Origin of the sequence: Legionella santicrucis (assembly GCF_001468135.1) — a bacterium.
GTDB lineage: Bacteria > Pseudomonadota > Gammaproteobacteria > Legionellales > Legionellaceae > Legionella > Legionella santicrucis.
Map to the genome: position 1 here is coordinate 1 of NZ_LNYU01000022.1, position 5,548 is coordinate 5,548.

The window sequence follows — 5,548 nt, forward strand, 5'->3', positions numbered from 1 at the left end:
TCCTAAAAATACTTCGCCACTACCTAGGGTGCTATTGGATGACTGATTATCATAGGTTTTTTGAATATCCGGTTGAAGGAAAAAGGTTTGTGTTTCACCGTTTTGGCTCCAGCTTGGACCTCCACTAAGAGTGAGGACGCGTTTCCAACCTTCTTCGATAACACCCATGTCACCGGCAAAGGCTGCATGGCTTAATATTGTAGTGACAGTCACTAATACGGCAGTTTTTTTTATCATATTCTTTCCTTGAATCCATATTTTAATTTTACCTATAACTAGTTTTGGAATAATAAACTATCTTATAGTCAGTAGCAATTAGCACGTTATTCTAATTATGGCTTCTCATATAAGAGGTCTTTTTAAAATAGAGATACTAATATGAATAGTATTGTAAATCTTAAGTATTCTGTTCAAAAATGGTTGCATCTTATTATCTGCAAACAAATGCAACCAAATAACTTTGACACTATTTTTTCATCATATATTGTGAAAGGGATTTTTCAACCTCATCTTGATTAAAGCATAGAGCTTTTTTTCTGCCCATAATCCAAATTCTGATTTAGAAATATTGGTAGTTGTCACATCTTTATCGGATAGCCATAAAGCATTGGCTACTTTTTTAGCAGTTAGTTGTTTAGATTGAACTTTAAGATGTTGTAAGAAAAAGGGATATGGAGAATGAGTTTTCAACAAATTAATTAGGTCTGAATGCTCAAATTTTTTTGCAAAATCGAGGGCGGTTTCGCCATCATTGGATGGCATGCAAAGCGTAAGCGGGAAGAAAACGATATGGATGCATCTGTTAAACCGATGAAATTGGAAGAGAATGATACGTTTTCTACCTATCAAACGCAAACAGGTTTAACATTACGGAGTTTATACTAAATAGGGTTCTCTCTGCTAAGTTCTAATGCCGAGAAGCAGGCATAACAAAAACTAATTTTGGCCAGATTTTAGAAGCTCATCCCAACCTTATCAATAAATTAGCCAAATTAGTAAGCATGATACTTTTGAAAAATGGGGAATAGGTGTTTTGAAATACCTATTCCCTTAACAAATACGCAGAGATATGATGGTAAGCAAAAGACTCAGCATATTTGGTTTCAAAATTATCTGCTGTAATGCCTTCACAGGATTATATGGGAGTAAAAAATGTATTTGTTTCATTATGCACAATTATAGTTTAATTAATTACTTCAAAATTAGTTTAGAGAGCTAGGTTGGGATTATGATTGTCCATTTCTAAAATGAATACTATATTATCCACTCCATCCTTTTCTCTTCTCCATTGAGTAGCACCATAGGCTCTTAATTCGTCATCGCTAATAAACGAAAAAGATTTTCCTTTGAACAATATGTCATCATCGCTTGATTTCTTAAATCGTTTATCATCCTCAATATTCTTCTTAGTGCGTTTAGCAGAGCTGTTTCCAGTCGTTTTTTTAAAGAAGCTACTGTAAGCATTTGCAGAAGCAAGGGGAATATCCTTAGAAGGAGTATTTATTGGTTCATCACTACAAATAAATCTAGCAGATTCTAAAATTGCTTTAGCGGATAATCCATAGATTTTTTCATATTCGGTAACATCTAAGGAGTCTGATTTAAGGATGAGATTAACCCTTAAGTAGCCAATTTCTCTTACTCTTCCACTTCTCTGATTTAATGCCATTCTAATTTCTTGTTCGATTTCAAAATCTTCTAAAGGAGCCCATAAGCCTGGCATGTCAGCAGTCATTAGAATTCCAAGTTTTTTTGTTTTTATTCCTTCTTCAGTTTGAGCCGCAGCATTAAATAAGGCACGACATACGGCTATTTCTTTGTGCTTTAAGTTATGTATGTAAAGAATGGGCATGAGGTAGCCTTTGATATTAAATAGAATTATGTGGTTATATTTTTAAAGCCAAGAGGATATTTTAATCAATAAAACGCATTTAGGCTAATACATTTTTTTATGATGATATAAATCATTTGATATCATCATAAAAAAATAGCTATTCCTAAGCAAAGGTGAATAAACCACAATCTGAATCGAAAATATGGAGACAGTAGAGTCAGAGGACCCTATAAGCAATCCTTTAAACGAGATTTAGTGAGGTTAAGAGAAGGGAAGTTGGTGGGACGGGTCGCGAAGCGCGAACAATACCTGTTTCCTCACTGGAAGCGCCTAGGTGTTCTTCCTGCGGCTGGACAATAAGAGCCGGATGGGCGGAGGCGTTCAAGTCCGGTTCTGTGAGAGCCTGAGGGTGAGATTCCCTTGGGCTACTCGACGACTGCTACACTGTCAAACAGAACAAGAAGCACAAAAGATACTAATGATATTGGCTGAACGTTTCAAAGAGTGTGGCTTAGAACTTCATCCGGCTAAAACCAAGGTTGTTTACTGCAAGAACAGCAATCGAGTAGGAAGTTATCCTCGTATGTCATTTGATTTTCTAGGTTATACTTTCAGGCCACGGGTGGTTAAAAATCCACAAACACGAAAATTGTTTGTAGGATTTACCCCAGCGGTCAGTAAGAATGCTATGAAATCAATGTGCGACAAAACTCGAAAATATAAATGGCATTTAAGAAGTGGACTCAGCCTAGAAGAAATAGCCAGGATATATAATCCTGTGCTCCAAGGCTGGTTGAACTATTATGGACGATACTGTCCGTCAGAGTTGGTGAGGGTCTGGCGGTATTTCAATCGAGTATTAGTTAAATGGGCGATGCGAAAACATAAAAAGTTTAAAGGAAGGAAATCCAAAGCCGCACAGTTTTTAGAAAAGGTCGCGGCTGAAAATCCAACGTTATTTGCTCATTGGATGTTAGGAACTGGCAAAACGTTTGCTTGATGGGAGCGGTATGAGCTGAGAGGTTCACGTACCGTTCTAAGATAGGCTGGCGGGGAAGTTCCGCTGGTCTACTCACCCAACTTATGGAAAATAAAATAATTAATATAGAAAAATAGTACTAGGGGTGCCATATTAATAGGTTGTTGTATTTTCATAAATTAATGGAGATCTTTATGAGTTATGTTGATGGATTCATCTTGGCAATACCGAAGGCCAATAAAACGCAATACATTGAACATGCAACAAAAGCTGGTCTGGTATTTAAAGAGTATGGCGCCTTACAACTGGTTGAATGTTGGGGCGATGATATACCTGAAGGCAAAATTACTTCTTTTCCTATGGCCGTTAAATGCAAAGACGATGAAGTAGTCGTTTTTTCATGGATTCTTTGGCCGTCCAAGCAAGTTCGGGATGAAGGAATGAAAAAAGCCATGGAAGATTCCCGTTTACAACCAGAAACCAACTCAATGCCTTTTGATGGCAAGCGTTTGATTTATGGGGGATTTAATATGGTTGTTGATATCTAACAGGAGAAAATATCATGAAAGCACTAACACCCTATCTGTTTTTTAATGGCAATTGTCGAGAAGCGATGAACTTTTATCAATCTTGCTTTGGTGGCAATCTAGAAATTATGACTAATGCAGATGCACCTGAAGGGGGCTGCCCGGGTGATATGAAATTGGTACCTGATCAAATTATGCATGCCTGTTTAACCCAAGGTGATTTTATTTTAATGGCTTCTGACAATCCTATGGATAAACCTAAAGTTGGTGATAATTTATCACTTAGTATCAATTGTTCAACTATCCAGCAAACTGAAAAGTTATTTAAAGCCCTTAGCGTAGGAGGCAAAGTCACTATGCCACTTGCTGACACATTCTGGGGGGCTCATTTTGGAATGCTGATCGATAAATATAGTTTCCGCTGGATGTTAAACTGCCCCCTTGATTCTACTGCATCCTAATCAGGAAGGGAAAGAGCGCAGCAACTTGCAGAACGGAAAAAAACTTTAAGTCAGCTGGAAATAACGAGAAGTATACGGAGTCAGGCCTTGAATTGTGAATGTCAAGAAATTCAAAATTCAAGGCCCTTTTGTTCGTCGCATTCTTAACCTTGCTGCAACTGAACGGATAGATGAGTATGGACTCACTTAGTTGGAAAACGCGCCCAAGATCAAGCTGTTACCTGAGCATGATTTGTATAAGCCATATCCTCTGAGCTGGGAAGAACAAAATAAGCTTTTTGGTGAGTTGCCTGTACATTTGGAAAAAATGGTTTTGTTTGCTGTGAGTACTGGATGTCGGGAGCAAGAGTATGTCAGCTTCAATGGATTGGGAAATTAAAATTCCAGAGATGAGATATTTGATGGTATTTATCCTTCCACCAGAAATAGTTAAAAATGGTGAGGAGCGCCTTGTCGTTTGCAATCAAACAGCTAGACAAGTTGTGGTCAACACAATCAGTATGTGTTACTTATAAAGGTCTCCTATAGTCTGAATTATTTGCTTCCTAATTATAATTACTTAGCACTATGAAACAAGGTTAAGAGCTGCATAAAGCACTCTAAGGTACGAGGAGAAATATCATCTTAAATGCGTCTTCTTGTTTTAGACAATTAAATGCACATATTTAGGCTCGAGAGTGAAAAGAGTAGCTGCATTACTTAAAGCCTTATTACAACATTAAATAAGCTATGCATATTTTAAAACGATAAGGTAAATATATATTCATTTTTCCTCGATACACTAAGAGTTGGAAATGCCCTAACCGATTCATGAGGAGAGACAAATGAAAAAACAAATTAACACAGTTCAACTTCTTGGAGATCAAGGAACAGGTACTAGCAGCCTTCTGCTACGACTAGCTGATAATATCTATACCGAATCTTTTATAGGTACAATTGGGGTTGCTTTTAAACCAGTTAGTCTTGAAGAAGATAGAAAAGCACGAGTATATGATATAGTGCATAATCAAAGATTTGGATCAGGAACGTATTCTACATGTCGAAATCCCGATATGTATATGGTGTCTGTCGATGTTACTAATCCAAAATCCCTTGATTCAGCAAAGAAATGGATGAATGAGATAAAACAATATCATCCTGATAGTCCTATTGTCATGGTTGCTACAAAAGTAAATAGTCGTGACGCCAACCCAGAAATAGTTAAACAACTTAAAACTCTATGCCAAGAAAAAAAACTGCTTGATCCGGTGATGACCGATGCAAAAGACAGTATAGGCATGGCTCAAGTATGTGAACTAATAAAAAATCCTATAAAAAATCCTAAAATCATTGAATTAGAGCAATATGTGGCGAATCGTGAATCTGAGAAAAAGGACTCTGGATCTGAATATAATAGTATATGGGCGAGATTATTTACACCAGATGCAAGTGCCTCAATCAAGATCAGTGCAGCGAACAAAGCAATACAAATATTAAATGGTGAACAGGGCATAATAATGTCATCGAAAGAAATGGCTGCATTAAAATAAGGCAGATTGAAGGATGTTATTGGTGATAAAATAAAAAAAATAATAGAATATCAAAATATTGCAACACAAAATGGATACAAAAGTGAGTTTGCTAATTTAAGGAAAAATTTTCAAGTCAGAGATGAGAATGTAAGCAGACCTCATTAAATATCTATAAAAAACAAAGAAGTTAGTGTATTCTGCAATTTTTATAGATTAGTTTTAGAAAAATGATAAGG

General features: G+C 36.6%; 7 protein-coding genes and 1 pseudogene. 5 read left to right on the top strand and 3 right to left on the bottom strand.

The annotated features are described in order from the left end of the window. The 3 genes and pseudogenes from Lsan_RS04660 to Lsan_RS04670 all read right to left on the bottom strand — a co-directional run. Positions 1 to 237: pseudogene (locus Lsan_RS04660) on the bottom strand (porin family protein); the annotation flags it as partial. Positions 238 to 477: 240 nt separating this feature from the next. Continuing rightward, a complete protein-coding gene (locus tag Lsan_RS22840; RefSeq protein ID WP_058513354.1) occupies positions 478 to 762 on the bottom strand; it encodes a hypothetical protein in 285 nt (94 codons plus the stop codon). A gap of 445 nt (positions 763 to 1,207) precedes the next feature. Next, positions 1,208 to 1,852, bottom strand: coding sequence for a hypothetical protein (locus Lsan_RS04670; RefSeq protein ID WP_058513355.1), 645 nt, complete (start codon positions 1,850 to 1,852; stop codon positions 1,208 to 1,210). A gap of 391 nt (positions 1,853 to 2,243) precedes the next feature. Between Lsan_RS04670 and Lsan_RS04675 the strand changes: the two genes are divergently transcribed. From Lsan_RS04675 to Lsan_RS04695, 5 genes are all read left to right on the top strand, one after another. Then, the gene (locus Lsan_RS04675) at positions 2,244 to 2,834 is read left to right on the top strand and encodes a group II intron maturase-specific domain-containing protein (protein ID WP_237762034.1); all 591 of its coding nucleotides are present in this window, start codon (positions 2,244 to 2,246) and stop codon (positions 2,832 to 2,834) included. A gap of 173 nt (positions 2,835 to 3,007) precedes the next feature. Continuing rightward, entirely contained in the window at positions 3,008 to 3,361 is a 354-nt protein-coding gene (locus Lsan_RS04680; RefSeq protein WP_058513357.1) for a DUF1428 domain-containing protein, read from the top strand. A 14-nt stretch (positions 3,362 to 3,375) separates the two neighbouring features. Continuing rightward, complete coding sequence (locus Lsan_RS04685; RefSeq protein ID WP_058513358.1) at positions 3,376 to 3,801, top strand: VOC family protein; 426 nt, start codon at positions 3,376 to 3,378, stop codon at positions 3,799 to 3,801. A gap of 350 nt (positions 3,802 to 4,151) precedes the next feature. After that, on the top strand, positions 4,152 to 4,316 hold the full coding sequence (locus Lsan_RS22845) for a hypothetical protein (RefSeq protein WP_237762035.1): 165 nt from the start codon (positions 4,152 to 4,154) through the stop codon (positions 4,314 to 4,316). Between the two features lie 309 nt (positions 4,317 to 4,625). Beyond that, positions 4,626 to 5,330, top strand: coding sequence for a P-loop NTPase family protein (locus Lsan_RS04695; RefSeq protein WP_058513360.1), 705 nt, complete (start codon positions 4,626 to 4,628; stop codon positions 5,328 to 5,330). Positions 5,331 to 5,548 lie beyond the last annotated feature (218 nt).

Excerpts from the sequence above, each read along its gene's own strand:
- Lsan_RS04685 (WP_058513358.1), top strand. The coding sequence starts at position 3,376 with ATGAAAGCACTAACACCCTATCTGTTTTTTAATGGCAATTGTCGAGAA.
- Lsan_RS04695 (WP_058513360.1), top strand. The coding sequence starts at position 4,626 with ATGAAAAAACAAATTAACACAGTTCAACTTCTTGGAGATCAAGGAACA.
- Lsan_RS04680 (WP_058513357.1), top strand. The coding sequence starts at position 3,008 with ATGAGTTATGTTGATGGATTCATCTTGGCAATACCGAAGGCCAATAAA.
- Lsan_RS22840 (WP_058513354.1), bottom strand. The coding sequence starts at position 762 with ATGCCATCCAATGATGGCGAAACCGCCCTCGATTTTGCAAAAAAATTT.
- Lsan_RS22845 (WP_237762035.1), top strand. The coding sequence starts at position 4,152 with ATGTCAGCTTCAATGGATTGGGAAATTAAAATTCCAGAGATGAGATAT.
- Lsan_RS04670 (WP_058513355.1), bottom strand. The coding sequence starts at position 1,852 with ATGCCCATTCTTTACATACATAACTTAAAGCACAAAGAAATAGCCGTA.